The sequence below is a fragment of the Brevundimonas naejangsanensis genome (genome assembly GCF_000635915.2).
Lineage (GTDB): Bacteria > Pseudomonadota > Alphaproteobacteria > Caulobacterales > Caulobacteraceae > Brevundimonas > Brevundimonas sanguinis.
In genome coordinates this window covers 2090811-2106721 of the sequence record NZ_CP015614.1, presented here as the reverse complement: position 1 = coordinate 2106721, position 15911 = coordinate 2090811, and the positions used below count along the sequence as shown (strand labels likewise).

Annotated in this window: 13 protein-coding genes; 2 read left to right on the top strand and 11 right to left on the bottom strand. The window is 67.1% G+C overall.

The window, feature by feature from the left end; translation table 11 throughout:
• Positions 1-7: 7 nt before the first annotated feature.
• From trxB to DA69_RS09985, 11 genes are all read right to left on the bottom strand, one after another.
• Positions 8-1015, bottom strand: coding sequence for a thioredoxin-disulfide reductase (trxB, locus tag DA69_RS10040; protein WP_025978586.1), 1008 nt, complete (start codon positions 1013-1015; stop codon positions 8-10).
• Positions 1016-1091: 76 nt separating this feature from the next.
• Positions 1092-1433 carry a hypothetical protein gene (locus DA69_RS10035; RefSeq protein WP_134582324.1) on the bottom strand — a complete coding sequence of 114 codons (342 nt, stop codon included), beginning with the start codon at positions 1431-1433 and terminating at the stop codon, positions 1092-1094.
• A gap of 158 nt (positions 1434-1591) precedes the next feature.
• On the bottom strand, positions 1592-2569 hold the full coding sequence (locus DA69_RS10030; protein WP_025978584.1) for a mitochondrial fission ELM1 family protein: 978 nt from the start codon (positions 2567-2569) through the stop codon (positions 1592-1594).
• Between the two features lie 157 nt (positions 2570-2726).
• Positions 2727-3200 carry a transcription elongation factor GreA gene (gene greA, locus DA69_RS10025; protein ID WP_003170051.1) on the bottom strand — a complete coding sequence of 158 codons (474 nt, stop codon included), beginning with the start codon at positions 3198-3200 and terminating at the stop codon, positions 2727-2729.
• A gap of 189 nt (positions 3201-3389) precedes the next feature.
• A complete protein-coding gene (locus tag DA69_RS10020) occupies positions 3390-3590 on the bottom strand; it encodes a hypothetical protein (protein WP_025978583.1) in 201 nt (66 codons plus the stop codon).
• Between the two features lie 42 nt (positions 3591-3632).
• Complete coding sequence (locus tag DA69_RS10015; RefSeq protein WP_025978582.1) at positions 3633-3839, bottom strand: hypothetical protein; 207 nt, start codon at positions 3837-3839, stop codon at positions 3633-3635.
• A 70-nt stretch (positions 3840-3909) separates the two neighbouring features.
• Positions 3910-5226 (bottom strand): amidohydrolase, encoded by a 1317-nt coding sequence (locus tag DA69_RS10010; RefSeq protein ID WP_025978581.1) that lies wholly within the window; start codon positions 5224-5226, stop codon positions 3910-3912.
• 385 nt (positions 5227-5611) lie between these two features.
• Positions 5612-8911 (bottom strand): carbamoyl-phosphate synthase large subunit, encoded by a 3300-nt coding sequence (carB, locus tag DA69_RS10000; RefSeq protein ID WP_025978579.1) that lies wholly within the window; start codon positions 8909-8911, stop codon positions 5612-5614.
• A 10-nt stretch (positions 8912-8921) separates the two neighbouring features.
• Complete coding sequence (locus tag DA69_RS09995; protein ID WP_003166071.1) at positions 8922-9242, bottom strand: ribonuclease E inhibitor RraB; 321 nt, start codon at positions 9240-9242, stop codon at positions 8922-8924.
• Positions 9243-9415: 173 nt separating this feature from the next.
• Complete coding sequence (locus tag DA69_RS09990) at positions 9416-12775, bottom strand: TonB-dependent receptor domain-containing protein (RefSeq protein WP_025978578.1); 3360 nt, start codon at positions 12773-12775, stop codon at positions 9416-9418.
• Between the two features lie 223 nt (positions 12776-12998).
• Positions 12999-13697: an HAD family hydrolase gene (locus tag DA69_RS09985; protein ID WP_025978577.1), complete on the bottom strand. Its 699-nt coding sequence runs from the start codon at positions 13695-13697 to the stop codon at positions 12999-13001.
• Between the two features lie 133 nt (positions 13698-13830).
• Between DA69_RS09985 and DA69_RS09980 the strand changes: the two genes are divergently transcribed.
• Entirely contained in the window at positions 13831-14544 is a 714-nt protein-coding gene (locus DA69_RS09980) for an SDR family NAD(P)-dependent oxidoreductase (protein WP_025978576.1), read from the top strand.
• Between the two features lie 9 nt (positions 14545-14553).
• Positions 14554-15861, top strand: a complete 1308-nt coding sequence (locus DA69_RS09975; RefSeq protein ID WP_025978575.1) for an amino acid permease — start codon at positions 14554-14556, stop codon at positions 15859-15861.
• Positions 15862-15911: the final 50 nt, after the last annotated feature.

Here is a 15911-nt window from a genome sequence, read left to right as displayed (position 1 = left end):
GCGTGGTTCACCAGGCGCCGATCTTCTCGGCTTCTTTGTGACTGATGGGATTCTGGGCGGCCTTGTGGTCTTCCTCGGCCAGGAAGCGGGCGGCCTCCAGCGCAGCCATGCAGCCCATGCCCGCCGCCGTCACCGCCTGGCGATAAACGTCGTCTGTCACGTCGCCGGCGGCCCAGACGCCCTCGATGGCCGTCGCCGCCGTGCCCGGCTTGACGACAAGATACCCGCCGGCCTTGGTCTCCAACTGACCCTGGAACAGCTCTGACGAGGGCGCGTGGCCGATGGCGATGAAGACGCCGTCGGCGGGGATTTCGCTGCTCTCGCCGGTCTTGACGTTCTTCAGGCGCACGCCGGTGACGTTGCGGGCGACGCCGTCCACGACCCCGACAATCTCCTCAACGGCCGAGTCCCAGATCACCTTGATCTTGGGGTGGGCGAACAGGCGCTCCTGCAGGATCTTTTCGGCGCGGAACTCGTCTCGGCGGTGCACCACGGTCACGGTCTCGGCGAAGTTGGTCAGGAACAGGGCTTCCTCGACCGCGGTATTGCCGCCGCCGACGACCACCACCTGCTTGCCGCGATAGAAGAAGCCGTCGCAGGTGGCGCAGGCGGACACGCCGAAGCCCTGATATTTTTGCTCGCTCTCCAGCCCCAGCCACTTGGCCTGGGCGCCGGTGGAGATGATGACCGTTTCGGCCAGGATTTCCGCGCCTGAATCGAGCGTCAGGCGGAAGGGGCGCTGGGACAGGTCGGCCTGGGTCACGATGTCATGCAGGACTTCCGTGCCGACATGTTCAGCCTGGGCCTGCATCTGCTGCATCAGCCAGGGGCCCTGGATGGTCTCGGCGAACCCGGGGTAGTTCTCGACGTCCGTGGTGATAGTGAGCTGGCCGCCAGGCTGAAGCCCGGCGATCATCACCGGGTTCAGCGAGGCGCGGGCGGCGTAGATGGCTGCGGTCCAGCCGGCGGGGCCGGAACCGATGATGGCGACGCGGACGTTACGAGCTTGGGTCATGGCGCCTATTTAGGCGCTGATTCCCTGAAGCGCGATCCCGGTTCGACATTTCACGCCCTGCGGCGCCCAGAGGGCGTCAGGCGTGCGCCAGCTGGCCCTCAGAACTGCGGGCGGCGCGCAGGTTCTCCAAGGTGTCCGCGACGTCGGACAGGAACGCCTCACGCCGCGCGGCCGCTTCGGCGGGGTCGGTGCCGTTGCGCATGACGCGGCCGTTGAAAACGGCGGCCTCTTCGCGGATTCGGGCCACCAGTGCGGCGAGGTGTCCCTTGCCCTTATGTTGGTCCATGACTTGGGCGTGGTTGTCGGCGTCTCGCAGACGCCGGGCCAGAGCATCATCGACATCCTGTCCCAACTCGGCGCGGCCAGCCATCTGGCTGAAGTCGTGGGCGTACATCCGGATGAAGTTTTCTACGATCAATTCGAAGCGTCCTTTCGGTGGAAAAAGAGCCACAGAGTTCAAGGCGCGCTCGGCCGCCCGGCGGTTCCGCCGTCGGATAGGGGCCGGGTTTTGCCTTGATGCCTACATATGGGGATGGCGAGGGCGTTTCGCCACCCTAGCCGGGCGGGTCCCCAGACTCAGCGGGTCTGCAGGGCCGCCAGGATGGCGCGGGCGGCGCGTTCGGTCTCATCCAACGGCGCATAGGTCCACGGCGTCAGCGCCCCGTCGAAGGGGCGGGCGGCGCCGCGCGCCTGAAGGTCGGCGTGCAGGCGGGCGAACTTGCCGGGCGCCTTCTTCGCGACCATGGGAAGGATGTGGACGGGCTTGCCGGTCGAGGCGGCCTCGGCGGCCATGTTGGCGCTGTCCTCAGTGACGAGGATGTGGTCGGCGGCGTCGAGCATGGCGAACAGGGGGTTGTCGCCCTCGCCGTCCCAGATCCAGCCGGGCAGGGCCGACAGGCGCTCGGTCATCGCCGCCTTGGCGGCTTCCGGCGTGCGGCGCGAATAGGTCAGCAACAGGGAGCCCTTCGCAGCGGCGACGGCCTCGGCGATGCGCTCGGCCAGATCGGCGGCGTGAGCAGGCGGCAGGTCGAAGGCGGAGGAGGTTCCGCCGACCATCACCGCCACGCGCGGATGGGGCAGGGGGGCGATGCGCGCGGCGAAGGCGGGCGCCGCCTCGGCCAGTCTTGCGCGCGTGATGCGGTGGGGGCTGCCGGTGATCGACAGGACGTTGGGGCCGCTGAGGCCGTCATGGGCGGGGGCGACGATCAGGTCATAGCGGTCGTTGCGCCAGCGCGGATCCTGGGTCTGGACGACGAAGGTCTTGCCGCCGCTCCAGTCGCGCACGCGCGCCGACAGGGGCAGGCTGGCGCGGCCCGTGGCGATCCACAGGTCCGGCCACTGGGTCACGGTGCGGGGATCGAAAGACCCCGGCGCCAGCATGGCGGGGGTCTTCAGCGCCGACGGCCACCGGTCGAAGGCGGGGCGCCAGCGGACCTGCTTGGTCTCGATCTGCGCGGGGGTCATGCGGGCGACGGCCTCGGCCAGGCCCAGGGCCTGGTTCTGGATGCCGGTTCGCCCGTCGGAGACGACCCAGATGGCAAGAGGGGCGCTCACCCCTCTCCCTCCCCGTCCCGGGGAGGGTGGTCGCGCAGCGACCGGGTGGGGAGGGCCGGGTGATACGAACGCGGCGCTTGAATAGCCAAGCCGCCCCCACCCGGCCTCGCCTGCGGCTCAGCCACCCTCCCCGGGACGGGGAGGGAGAGGCTTTGTGTTACTTCCACTCGACCTTGAGGATCTCATAGGCCTTCACGCCGCCGGGCGTGTTGACCTCGACCACGTCGCCGACCTCCTTGGAGATCAGGGCGCGGGCGATCGGGGAGGCGATGGAAATCTTGCCCAGCTTCACGTCGGCCTCGTGTTCGCCGACGATCTGGTAGACGCCTTCTTCCTCGGTGTCCTCATCCACGAAGGTGACGGTGGCGCCGAACTTGACCTGGTCGCCCGACAGTTTGGACACGTCGATGACCTGGGCGCGGGACAGCTTGTCCTCGATCTCGGCGATCGAGCCCTCGATCCAGCCCTGACGCTCCTTGGCGGCGTGATATTCGGCGTTTTCAGACAGATCGCCATGCTCGCGGGCTTCCGCGATGGCGGCGATCACGCTGGGTCGCTCCACCGACTTCAATTGCTTGAGTTGGTCGTCGAGGGCGCGATAACCCTCGGCCGTCATCGGCACTTTTTCCATTGTGTCGTGAGTTTCTTGCTACGCCCGAAGACAGATGAGAGACGGTTTGGTGCACCGCGGCCACGGGGGCGTCGCGTGACCGGCCAAAGAAGGTAGGGCGCCACGCGCCCAAACTCAAGATGGGCCAGGCAGGTCGCTGGACGTTGTTCGTCGCGGCGGGAAAGCGCAAGCCGCGCTTCGCCGCCCCTTCTATTCGCTAGACGGCGGCCGTGGCAGACGATCCTTGCCGAAGGCGCGGCGCAGGGCGGTCCAGGCGATAAAGCCCAGCGCCGCCAGCGCCAGGAGCATGAAGGCGCCGGAGACGACGGCGACGCCCGTCGCGATAAAGGCGATGACGAAACAGACGGCCGAAAACAGGGCCGCGATCACTTGGATTACAGACAGGCGCATGGGGATGTTAACGCCTCACGGATCGCCGGGTTGCGACTGAGGTCAGCGCCGGGGCTTGCGTGATCGACGACGCGACGCGGGGGCCGCCTTGACCGCAGGCGCGTCTTCAACGGAGCCGCGACGGCGCTTCCACAACTGCCAGGCTATCCCCGCCAGAGCGATCTTGCCCATGTGGCGGCCCATCATCGCGCGGCCGCGACGCGACAACAGCAGACTGCTCACCAGGGTCGGCAGGCTAGGCAGGAACATGGGCGCGTCTCCGGACGTAAAGGGAATGTTCCTGCCTCAACGACCAGGACGCTGCCCGGTTCATCAGCCTTTACCGTTTCGGCATCAGGGCCTCGGCGGCCAGGACCGAGCCCTCGACGCCCAGGGTGACGGCGGGCTCGGGCGTGATGCGGAACAGGCCTGAGTGGTGGCCCGGCGCGCCTTTGACCTGATCGGCCGGAGTGCCGCCGACGCGGAAGTAGACGCCCTTCACCCCCAGTTCCGGGGTGACGAACTCGGCGAAGTCCTCGGCGCCCATGCCGGTGCGCGGATTGTCGATCAGGACGCCATCGCCCAGACCCGCCGTCAGGGCCTCGCGGACGCGGGCGGCCGTCTCGGCGTCATTGATGGTGGGCGGCGTGTTTTCCAGCGGCGATCGCACGACGGTCGGCAGCTTGTCTTCGGGCACGCCCAGGGCGCGGGCGGTGTTCGCCGAGATGCGGTCGATGCCGTCCAGCAGCTTGGCGCGAACTTCGGGGCTGTCCGAGCGTACGGTCAGCTGCATGTCGACGCGGTCGGAGATGATGTTGTGCTTGATGCCGCCCTTGATGGCGCCGACCGTGACCACGGCGCCCTCCAGCGGGCTGGTCTCGCGGCTGCGCAGGGATTGCAGCGCGACCACGATATGCGAGGCGACCAAGATCGGATCGACCCCCAGGTGCGGGGAGGCGCCGTGGGTGGCGACGCCGTGCACGGCGATGTCCACGCTGTCCGAACTGGACGAGGTGATGCCCAGCGGCACGCCGATCCGGCCCGTCGGCGTGTCGGACGAGACGTGGAAGGCCAGGGCGTAGTCCGGCTTGGGGAAGCGGGAGTAGAGGCCGTCCTGCACCATGGCGCGGGCGCCGAAGATGCGTTCCTCGGCCGGCTGGGCGACCAGGACCAAAGTGCCGGACCAGTTGGCCTTGCGCGCCTGCATCTGGCGCGCCGTGCCGACCAGGGCGGTGATGTGCACGTCGTGGCCGCAGGCGTGCATGACGGGCTTCTCCACCCCGTCGGTGTCGACCTGACGGGCGGTGGAGGCGTTGGCGAGGCCCGACTTCTCCTCGACCGGCAGGCCGTCCATGTCGGCGCGGATCATGACCGTGGGGCCGGGGCCGTTGCGCAGGACGGCGACCACGCCCGTGCCGCCGACGCCGGTGGCGACCTCATAGCCGAGAGCGCGCAACTCCTGCGCCATGCGGGCCGCAGTCTGGACTTCGAGACCCGACAGCTCGGGGTTGCGGTGGAAGTGGTCGAACAGGGCGCCGAGGTTGGCGTCGTAGTCGGCCTTGACGGCAGCCTTCAGGGCGGCGTCCTGCGCCACGGCGGGCGCGGCGCCTGCGGCCAGAACGGCGGCCATAACGGCGGTGAGCGTGGTCTTCTTCATGATGGCGTCCCCTCCAATGTCACGCACGACCTTAGCCGCTGGTGGGGATCGGGCAACCGGGGAAGGGCGTTCCCCGCCGTCATCCTCGGGCTTGACCCGAGGATCCAGCCGTCCGCCTGCATGAAGTCGGCAAGGAAGAGCGCGGCGCTGCACTGGATCCTCGGGTCAAGCCCGAGGATGACGGCGGAAAGCGGAAAGCGGAAAGCGGAAGGCGGAAGGCGGAAGGCGGAAGGCGGAAGGCGGAAGGCGGAAGGCGGTGGGGGGAAGCGCGTGAAGCCGCCCCTCCACCGCTTCGCGGTCCCCCTCCCCATGAAATGGGGAGGAAAGGAAAAGGCCCCCGACGATCGCTCGGCGGGGGCTTTCTGGTTCAGGACTGAGCCTGATCTCAGTTGTAGCTCTGGATCGGACGCACATCCATTTCGCCGTGGCGGACGGCGGCGATGCCCTGGGCCGCGGCCAGCGAACCGGCGGCGGTGGTGTAGTAGGGGATCTTCATCATCAGGGCCGTGCGGCGGATCGAGAAGCTGTCGGCCAGGGCCTGCTTGCCGTCCGTGGTGTTGAAGACCAGCTGGACCTCGCCGTTCTTCATGGCGTCGACGATGTTCGGGCGGCCTTCCAGCACCTTCTTGACCAGGCCGACGTTCAGGCCCTGCTCGCTCAGATAGGCGTGGGTGCCGCCGGTAGCGATGACGGCGAAGCCCTGGGCCAGCAGCGTCTTCACCGCCTCGACGATGAAGGGCTTGTCGGCGTCCTTGACCGAGACGAAGGCCGTGCCCTCGGTCGGCAGGATGGTGCCGCCGCCGGTCTGCGACTTGGCGAAGGCCCGGGCGAAGGCGGGGGCCAGATCGGCCTCGCCCTCACGCTTCCAGTCCAGGCCCATCACCTCGCCGGTCGAGCGCATTTCCGGGCCCAGGATGGTGTCGACCCCGGCGAAGCGGGCGAAGGGGAAGACGGCTTCCTTGACGGCGATATGGTCCAGTTCCTTGTCGACCAGGCCGAAGGACGCCAGCGGAACCCCGGCCATGACCTTGGCGGCGATGGCGGCGACCGGCTGGCCGATGGTCTTGGCGACGAAGGGCGCCGTGCGGCTGGCGCGCGGGTTGACCTCGAGCACGAAGATGCGCGGGTTCTCGCTGTGCGGCTCCTCGATGGCGAACTGCACGTTCATCAGGCCGCGGACCTTCAGGGCCTTGGCCATGGCGGCGGTCTGGCGCTTCAGCTCGGCCACGGTCTCGGGGCGCAGGGAGAAGGGCGGCATGGAGCAGGCGCTGTCGCCCGAGTGGACGCCTGCTTCCTCGATATGCTCCAGCACGCCGGCGACGAAGACGGTCTCGTCGTCGCACAGGGCGTCGACGTCCACCTCGGTGGCGCGGTTCAGGTAGTGATCGATCAGCACGGGGTCGTCGCCCGAGACGCGCATGGCCTCATGGACGTAGCGGTCCAGCTGCTCGCGGTCGTGGACGATCATCATGCCGCGGCCGCCAAGCACATAGGACGGGCGCAGGACGACCGGATAGCCGACTTCCTCGGCCTTCTGGGCGGCTTCCTCGGCCGAGCGTGCCAGGCCGTTCGGCGGTTGGATCAGGCCGATCTCGTTCAGCATCTGCTGGAAACGCTCGCGGTCCTCGGCCAGGTCGATGGAGTCGACGCTGGTGCCCAGGATCGGCACGCCGTCTTCCTGCAGCGCATGGGCCAGCTTCAGCGGGGTCTGGCCGCCGAACTGGACGACCACGCCGATCAGCTCGCCCTTAGAGCGCTCGACGTCGATCAGCTCCAGCACGTCCTCGGCCGTCAGCGGCTCGAAATACAGGCGGTCAGAGGTGTCGTAGTCGGTCGAGACCGTCTCGGGGTTGCAGTTGACCATGATGCTCTCGACGTCGATGTCGGCGAAAGCGAAGGCTGCGTGGCAGCAGCAGTAGTCGAACTCGATGCCCTGACCGATGCGGTTCGGACCGCCGCCCAGGATGACCGCCTTCTTGCGATCCGAGGGGGCGGCCTCGCAGGCCGGGACTTGGCCCAGGGCGCCGGTCTCATAGGTCGAATACATATAGGCGGTGGCCGAGGCGAACTCGGCGGCGCAGGTGTCGATGCGCTTGAACACCGGGCGCACGTCCAGGGCGCGGCGGGCCTTGCGGACCTCGCCCTCGGTCTTGCCGGTCAGGGCGCCCAGGCGGGCGTCGGAGAAGCCCTTGGCCTTCAGTTTGCGGAAGTCGGCCGCCTCGGTCGGCAGGCCCTGGACGCGGACATGGCCCTCGGTGCGCACGATGTCGGCGATCTGGCGCAGGAACCACGGTTCATACGAACAGGCGGCGTGGACCTCCTCGACCGTCAGGCCGTGGCGGAAGGCCTGGGCGATGACGCGGATGCGGTCGGGCGTCGGCAGGCCCAGGGCGCGGATCACCGCCGCCTTGACCGAGGCGTCGTCCTCAGCGCCGGTCACGCCGTCGATCTCGATGTCGTCGAAGCCGTTGAGGCCGGTCTCCAGGCCGCGCAGGGCCTTCTGCATGGATTCCTGGAAGGTGCGGCCGATGGCCATGACCTCGCCGACCGACTTCATCGCCGTGGTCAGCGACGGCTCGGAGCCCGGATATTTCTCGAAGGCGAAGCGCGGGATCTTGGTGACGACATAGTCGATGGCCGGCTCGAAGCTGGCCGGGGTCACCATGGTGATGTCGTTCTTCAGCTCGTCCAGCGTATAGCCGACGGCCAGCTTGGCGGCGATCTTGGCGATCGGGAAGCCGGTGGCCTTGGACGCCAGCGCCGAGGAGCGCGACACGCGCGGGTTCATCTCGATGACGACCAGACGGCCGTCCTTGGGATTGACCGCGAACTGGACGTTCGAGCCGCCCGTCTCGACCCCGATCTCGCGCAGCACGGCGATCGAGGCCGCGCGCATCATCTGATATTCCTTGTCCGTCAGCGTCATGGCCGGGGCGACGGTGATGCTGTCGCCGGTGTGGACGCCCATCGGGTCGATGTTCTCGATCGAGCAGATGATGATGCAGTTGTCCGCATGATCGCGGACGACCTCCATCTCATATTCCTTCCAGCCCAGCACCGACTCTTCGATCAGGACTTCGGTGGTCGGCGACAGGTCCAGGCCGCGCTCCACGATCTCGTGGAATTCCTCGACGTTGTAGGCGATGCCGCCGCCGGTGCCGGCGAGGGTGAACGACGGGCGGATGATGGCGGGCAGGCCCACGAAGGCCAGGGCGTCGTCGGCTTCTTCAATGTGGTGGATGGCGCGCGAGCGGGGCGATTCCAGGCCCAGCTTGTCCATCGCGTCGCGGAACTTCTGACGGTCCTCGGCCTTGTCGATGACCTCGGCCTTGGCGCCGATCATCTCGACGCCGTGACGGGCCAGGGCGCCGGAGGCGTTCAGGGCCAGGGCGGTGTTCAGCGCCGTCTGGCCGCCCATGGTGGGCAGAAGCGCGTCCGGCTTCTCCTTGGCGATGATCTTCTCGACCATCTCGGGCGTGATTGGCTCGATATAGGTGGCGTCGGCCACCTCCGGGTCGGTCATGATGGTGGCGGGGTTCGAGTTGACCAGGATGACCCGGTAGCCCTCGGCCTTCAGCGCCTTACAGGCCTGAACGCCCGAATAGTCGAACTCACACGCCTGGCCGATGACGATCGGACCGGCACCGATGATCAGGATGGACTTGATGTCTGTGCGCTTGGGCATCGGCGTCTACTCAGTTCGTCACGACCGCGCACTCCCAGCCGTCGTAGTCGAGCTGGAAGGCCGCGGCCCAGGTTTGCATCATGGCCGACACAGGCGAAAACGACGCCTCGTCGACCGGCATGGTGGTCTCCAGGACGGTCATGTCGCCCTGGCCCCGCGTCAGGAAGCCCGCACGGCGGGCCACCTCGCACAGGTCGCCGTGCGCCTCTTCCTCGCCGTAGAAGTAGAACAGCGTATGGCGCGGGGTGATCCCGCTGTCGCCCTGCTCTGCGAGCGCGGCGCGCACCATGGCGTCCTTTTCTTCATGACTGGTCAGGGCGGCGGTCTCCACGCGCGCAGACGGCCGGGCGCGAGCGCTGTCGCGGCCGATCCGTTCGGGTTGTCGGTTAAGCGGCCCGTTTAGAGAGGAGGGGGCCGGGGGGCAAGGGCTTATCCCCCCGAGCGCACAAGAAAAAGGGGCGGCCCGTAAGGACCGCCCCCAGAGTTTCAAACCTCGTCCGTCCTTTAGAAGGGACGGAAGTTCAGGCCGACGAAGAAGCGACGGCCGTACGGGTCGAAGTTGGAGTAGATGGTGGTGCCCAGGATGTCGCGCTGTTCGGCGTCAAACAGGTTCACCACGCCGGCGCGCAGCGTCAGGTCTTCACGCACGTTGTAACGCACGGTCAGATCGTGACGGACGAAGTTGCCGGTGTCCATCTGGTCGGCCAGACGCGAGTCCGCGTTGTTCACGAAGTCGCGGGCGCGGACGATGTTGGTGGCGGACTGCCAGTCGGCGGTCCAGTTCACGTTCCAGATGTCGTTCGGACGCCAGGACAGCGACGAGGCCATGCGGACGCGCGGGTAGGCGTTGGTGCCGCTCAGGCCGATGCTGGCCGCCAGTTCGTTGTAGTCCGACGGATCCGCCTCGTTCAGGTACTGCTTCTGCTCGATCAGCCACGAGCCTTGCAGACGCCAGTCGAAGGAGCCCCAGTTCTTGCCCCAATCCGCAGTGTCCCACGAATAGTTGGCGCCGAAGTCCAGACCGCGGGTTTCCAGGGCCGCGTAGTTGAACGAACGCTCGATGAAGCCGCCGATGGGATCGCCCGAGGGGGCGCCCATGCCGAACGGAATGTTCGGGTTGTTGCGGAAGATCGAGTTACAGGCGTCCATGTTCAGTTCGGCGCCGCTCACGCAGTTGGCGGCGATGCCGGCGGCCGACACGGCGGCGATGACCTTGTCGATGCGGATTTCATAGTAATCCAGCGACAGGGTCAGGCCCGGGACGTAGCTCGGCTGATAGACGGTCGAGAAGGTGAAGGATTCCGACTCTTCCGGCTTCAGGTCCGGGTTGCCGCCCGAGACGCCGGCGATGCCCGAGGTGTAGTTCGGACGGAAGTCGTCGGTGTTGGTGGCGGTTGCGCCGGCGAAGTCGAACGACAGGCCCTGCTGTGCGGCCAGGGCCGTACAGTTCTTCACGCGGTTGGCCTTGATCTCCTGGTCGTCCAGATTCGCGATGTTGGCCGTGGCGCAGGGGTCGCTGAAGTTGTTGGCGAACGTCTGGCCGTAGGGCGAGTAGTTCTCACCCAGGTTCGGCACGCGGACCGAAGTGTTGAAGCTGGTCTTGAAGGTCAGATCGCGGATCGGACGGTAAACCAGGTTCACGCCGTAAACGTCGACGTTGCCGACGGTCGAATAGTCGGCCCAGCGGTACGAGCCGCTCAGCTCAGCGTATTCGCCCATGAAGGAGTCGCGGAACAGCGGCACGGAGACTTCCGCGAACAGTTCCTTGGACTCATAGCTGACTTCCGGGAAGTCGGCGCCGGTGTTCAGGAACAGCAGGCGGTCGCCGGCCGTGGAGCTGCGGCCGACGGCCGAGGTGGTTTCCTTGCGCCATTCGCCGCCGAAGGCGAAGCCCAGGTTGCCGGCACCCCAGAAGTCCCACAGCTCGGTCGAGATCGAGCCGAGGAGCTGGTGCTGCTCGTTCATTTCCTCGACGCGGACGAAGGCGTCCACGTAGTCCAGAGCTTCGGCCGACTGGTTGCCGGCGCCGAAGATGTTCAGCGGGGTGCACTGGGCGATGGCGTTGCGGCCATACTCGGTTTCACGCAGGTCGCCGCCACGGACCGGGTCATACAGACCAGCCTGGATGACCTGGCCCTTTTCGTTGACCTCACGCATCGGCACGCCGCGCGCATTCAGCAGGGCCGAACGGCAGACGACGGCGCCGGCGGAGCCCAGCAGGCCCGTCGTGTCGACCACGGCGTCAGCGGCCAGGGCCATGCGCTGCACGTCCACGCCACGCTCGATGTTTTCGATCTCGACCTTGCCGTAGGTGTAGCCCAGATCCCACGACAGGGACTTGGCGAAGCCGATCGGGCCGTGGTCGCCGTCGAAGCCGACGACGTAGCGCTGCAGGTCGCGGGTGTTCTTCTGCGAACGCTCGGGACCGAAGAAGCTGTGACGCGCGATCGGCAGGGCTTGCGAACCGATCAGCTCGCCGGCGTTCTGGGCCGTCGGCGGGGCGTAGATGTCGATCTTGTTGTTGGCGATCGCGCTCTTCATCGACTGCGGCAGGAAGGCGTTGTCGTCCCAGCGCAGGTCGAAGGCCGAGGTGGCCCAGATCGAGTTCGTCTCGCCGGCCCCATAGGAATCGTTGTCCAGGTCGACGTCGAAGAACGTCGGCTGGCCGCGCATGAAGGTTTCCTCGGTGATGTATTTGGCCGAGGCGTGGAAGTTGATCGAGTCGGTGACCTTGAAGTTGGTCCCGACCTGATAGCGCTGCGATTCCGAGGCCGGAATGCGGCTGTAGCCGGCGACTTCGCCGATCGGCATGCCGTCGCCGCCGATGTTGTACGGGCGGTTGATGCCGACGTTGCCGACGCGTTGACCGAAGTTGGCTTCACGGGCCGCGCCGCCGTCATAGACGAAGGTCTTGCCCGGCATGATGCCGTAGCAGTTGGCGGCGTAGGTGAAGTCGCCGTCCGAGAAGCAGTTCTGGTACGGGACGTTCGGGTTGGTCAGGTCGCTGGGACGCTGCAGGTTTGCCAGGGTGGTCTGACCCCACGGCAGGATGTCCAGGCGGTTCAGGCCGTAGAAGACCTGCGCGTCCAGACGGCCGTCATACGAATTGTTCGTCGGGTCGGCGTCGATGGCCAGGCGGGCCGGGCCGCGACGGATCCAGTCGATGTCCATCGAGTCGACGTTGTCGATCTTCTCATACTCGGCGTGAGCATAGACGTTCAGACGGTCGTCGAAGAAGTTCTTGCCGATCAGGCCCGAGATGCGGCGGGTGGCTTCGCCGTTGTCGTTGATCTGGCCGTAGTTGGCGTCGATCTCCAGGCCTTCGAAATCCTTCTTGAGGATGAAGTTCAGCACGCCCGAAACGGCGTCGGCGCCGTAGACCGACGAAGCGCCGCCGGTGATGATCTCGACGTTCTGGATCAGCAGACGCGGGATGGCGTCGACGTCGACCGACAGTTCGCCGCCCGAAGAGCCGACGTGGCGACGACCGTCGACCAGCGTCAGGGTGCGGTTGGCGCCCAGCGAGCGCAGGTTGGCCAGCGACAGGCCGCCGGTGTTCAGGCTGGAGCCGGTGGTGTCGGACGGCACCGTCGAGTTCTGCAGAGCCGGGATGGTGGCCAGGTAGTCGATCAGGCTGGTCTGGCCGGTCGACAGGATCTCTTCCTGCGTAACCTGGATGATCGGGGTCGGCGCGTTGGCGGCGCTACGACGGATACGCGAACCGGTGACGACGATTTCGCCGACTTCAGTGGCTTGGGCGTCCGACGCGGGCTGTTCAGCGACCTGGGCCGAAGCAACGCCAGCGGCGGCGATGGCGCTGATCAGAACAGTGCTGCCCAGCAAACGGGAGCGGGTAATACGCATACAGTTAAGCCTCACATTGCGACACGGTACGAACCATGATCCGCCACAGGATTGCCTCAACCAGATGAGGTCAAGTTGCATCGCTCGCATGAGGGCCGAAGTACGACGGTAATGTTGCCGTGTTGCAAATTTGGGACGAAATCTGTCCAATAATGACGAGATAGCGGCACGTTGTTGTAACAAATGGGGCGAACTATGTTTGAAAGTGGGCCGGGTAACCTGGTTATGGGTCGACTGTCTGAAGCCAGTCTGACACTTCATCGAAACGGCTCAGGCTGACGAAACGAGGATGGCCTTCGGGGGCTTCGGCCAGCTCGTGCGCCCATGTGATCGGGTATGGGATATGGATTCCCCAGGCGCCGGCCTCGATGGCGGGCAACACGTCCGATCGAATGGAATTGCCGACCATTGCGGCGTCGGCGGGGGCGACGCCGTGACGGGAAAATACAGTTTGGTAAGTTCCCCGGTCCTTTTCCGACACAATTTCGACGCCCGAGAAGTAGTCGCCCAGTCTTGAGGCGGCGAGCTTGCGTTCCTGGTCCATCAGGTCGCCCTTCGTGATCAGAATGAGGCGGTAGCGCGTCGACAGATCGGCGACCGTCTCGGCGACGCCAGGCAGGGTCTCGACCGGGTGGACCAGCATTTCGCGCCCGGCGGCCAGGATTTCCCGCACGATGTGGGGCGGGGCCGAGCCGTCGCACAGCTCCATCGCCGTCTCCAGCATCGACAGGGTGAAGCCCTTCACGCCGTAGCCGTAAAGACGAAGGTTGCGCCGTTCGACCTGCGCCAGGCGGTCCATCATCACCGGCTCTTCGGCATGGTCGGCCAGCAGTTCGGCGAACCGCTTCTGGCTGAGGCGGAAGAGAGTCTCATTGTGCCAGAGGGTGTCGTCGGCATCGAGGCCGACCGTGGTGATGCTCATGGGGGCGTCGTCCAGGCGCGAGGGGGCTGCCTGCTTCCTAAACCCGCGTGGATGGCGAAGGTAGGGCGTCATCGGTCCAGAGACGGTTCAGCGGCGTATTTCCGGAGACAGGCGCGCGCGAAAGGCGAAAGACATGAGGACGGGTTCGGCGATCATCGTGGGGGTGTCGGGCGGCGTGGGGAGGGCGCTGGCGCAGCAGCTGGGTCAGGCGGGCGACCGCGTGGTGCACGGCCTGTCGCGTACGCCGGCGGCGCCCATCGAGGGCGTGACGCACGGCTATCTGGATCTGGAGGACGAGGCCAGCATGGCCGCCGCCGCCGCGCGCATCGCCGGGGGTCCTGCGCCGACCCTGGTCATCGTGGCGACCGGGGTGCTGCACTCCGGCCAGACGCCCGAACGGAGCTGGCGCGAGTTGTCGGCGGAGCATCTGATGCGCGACTATCGGATCAACGCCGTGGGGCCGGCTTTGGCGGCGCGTCACTTCTTGCCCTTGCTGCCGCGCGACGAGCGGGCGGTGTTCGCGGCCCTGTCGGCGCGGGTCGGGTCAATCGGCGATAACCGGCTGGGCGGCTGGCACAGCTATCGCGCGTCCAAGGCGGCGCTGAACATGATCCTGAAGACCCTGTCGGTGGAACTGGCGCGCACCCATCCGCAGGCGGTGGTCGCGGGCCTGCATCCGGGCACGGTGGACACGGCCCTGAGCGCGCCCTTCCAGCGCGGGGTCAAGCCCGAGAAGCTATTCTCGCCCGCCTTTTCCGCCGCCAGCCTGCTGACGGTGATCGAGGGGCTGACGCCGGCCGACAGCGGCGGCGTATTCGCATGGGACAGCGCGCGAATTCCCGAGTAAAGGGCGCGTATGAGCCAACTGGACGTCCTGCCTGAACCGTCGCGCCGCATCGGCTGGGGTCTGGCCGCCCTGGTGGTGGCCGGCAATATGATCGGATCGGGCGTCTATCTTCTGCCCGCCACCTTAGCGCCGACCGGCAGCAGCAGCCTGATCGGCTGGATCGTCTGCGGCGTCGGGGCCGTGACCCTGGCGCTGGTGTTCGGCGGTCTGGGGCGAATGCAGCCCGAGGCCGACGGCCTGTCGGATTTCGCCCGGCGCGGTCTGGGGCGGTTCCTGGGCTATCAGACGGGACTGGCCTATTGGGCGGCCTGTCTGACCGGCAATGTCGCCGTGGCGGTGGCGGGGACCGGCTATCTGGCCTTCTTTTTTCCGGCGCTGAAGGAGCCGCTGTGGGGCGCGCTCAGCAATCTGGCGCTGATCTGGCTGACCACGGCGGCCTATGCGGCCGGGTCGAAGACGGCGGCGCGCTTCGGGGCGATCACCCTGGTGTTGGGGCTGATCCCCATCGGCCTGGCCATCATCGCCGGCGTCATCGCCTTCAGCGGCGACACCTTCGCAGCGTCGTGGAGCCCGGCGGGCGACCCGCTGATGAAGACGGTTCCGGCGTCGCTGGCCGTGATCTTCTGGGCCTTCCTGGGCGTCGAGAGCGCGGCGGCCCTGTCCAGCCAGGTGAAGAATCCGGCGACCGATGTCGGCCGCGCCTCGCTGGGCGGGGTTTTGCTGGCCTTCGTCGTCTATGTGGCGGCCAGCGTGGCGGTGTTCGGCGTCATCCCGGCCGATGTCCTGGCCCATTCCACCAGCCCCTACGCCGATCTGGTGGCGCGGGTCATGGGAGCCTCGGTGGCCGGCCTGGTGGCGGCCTGCGCCGTCATCAAGGCGACCGGCACCATCGCGGGCTGGACCATGATGGGCGGCGAGACGGCGCGCGCCTCGGCCGAGGCCGGCTGGCTGCCGCGCTGGTTCGGCGGAGCGCAGAAGGGCAAGACGCCCCTGTCCAACCCCCTGATCAACGGCGTCATCATGAGCGCCATGGTGATCGCCAGCGCCCAGCCGACGCTGGGCCAGCAGTTCGGCGTGCTGATCGGCGTGACCTCGGTGCTGACGCTGTGCCTGTACGCCCTGTGTTCGGTGACGTTGTGGAAGCTGACGACCAAGCCGGGCTGGCGCCTGCTGGCCGTCGGCGGGGCGGTGTTCTCGGCCTTTGCGGTCGCGGCGGCGGCGGGCGGGTACATCTGGCCCAGCGTCGGCTTCTTCGCCGTGACCAGCCTGGCCTGGTTGTGGGTTCGCAAGCGCCAGGGGCGCTTCCAGACGGCATAATCGCAGGCCGTGTTGACACGGCCCTTTCATCTCTTTAGCGACCCCGCCGT

Excerpts from the sequence above, each read along its gene's own strand:
- DA69_RS09990 (WP_025978578.1), bottom strand. The coding sequence starts at position 12,775 with ATGCGTATTACCCGCTCCCGTTTGCTGGGCAGCACTGTTCTGATCAGC.
- DA69_RS09980 (WP_025978576.1), top strand. The coding sequence starts at position 13,831 with ATGAGGACGGGTTCGGCGATCATCGTGGGGGTGTCGGGCGGCGTGGGG.
- DA69_RS09985 (WP_025978577.1), bottom strand. The coding sequence starts at position 13,697 with ATGAGCATCACCACGGTCGGCCTCGATGCCGACGACACCCTCTGGCAC.
- DA69_RS09975 (WP_025978575.1), top strand. The coding sequence starts at position 14,554 with ATGAGCCAACTGGACGTCCTGCCTGAACCGTCGCGCCGCATCGGCTGG.
- DA69_RS10010 (WP_025978581.1), bottom strand. The coding sequence starts at position 5,226 with ATGAAGAAGACCACGCTCACCGCCGTTATGGCCGCCGTTCTGGCCGCA.
- greA (WP_003170051.1), bottom strand. The coding sequence starts at position 3,200 with ATGGAAAAAGTGCCGATGACGGCCGAGGGTTATCGCGCCCTCGACGAC.
- carB (WP_025978579.1), bottom strand. The coding sequence starts at position 8,911 with ATGCCCAAGCGCACAGACATCAAGTCCATCCTGATCATCGGTGCCGGT.
- DA69_RS10020 (WP_025978583.1), bottom strand. The coding sequence starts at position 3,590 with ATGCGCCTGTCTGTAATCCAAGTGATCGCGGCCCTGTTTTCGGCCGTC.
- DA69_RS10015 (WP_025978582.1), bottom strand. The coding sequence starts at position 3,839 with ATGTTCCTGCCTAGCCTGCCGACCCTGGTGAGCAGTCTGCTGTTGTCG.
- trxB (WP_025978586.1), bottom strand. The coding sequence starts at position 1,015 with ATGACCCAAGCTCGTAACGTCCGCGTCGCCATCATCGGTTCCGGCCCC.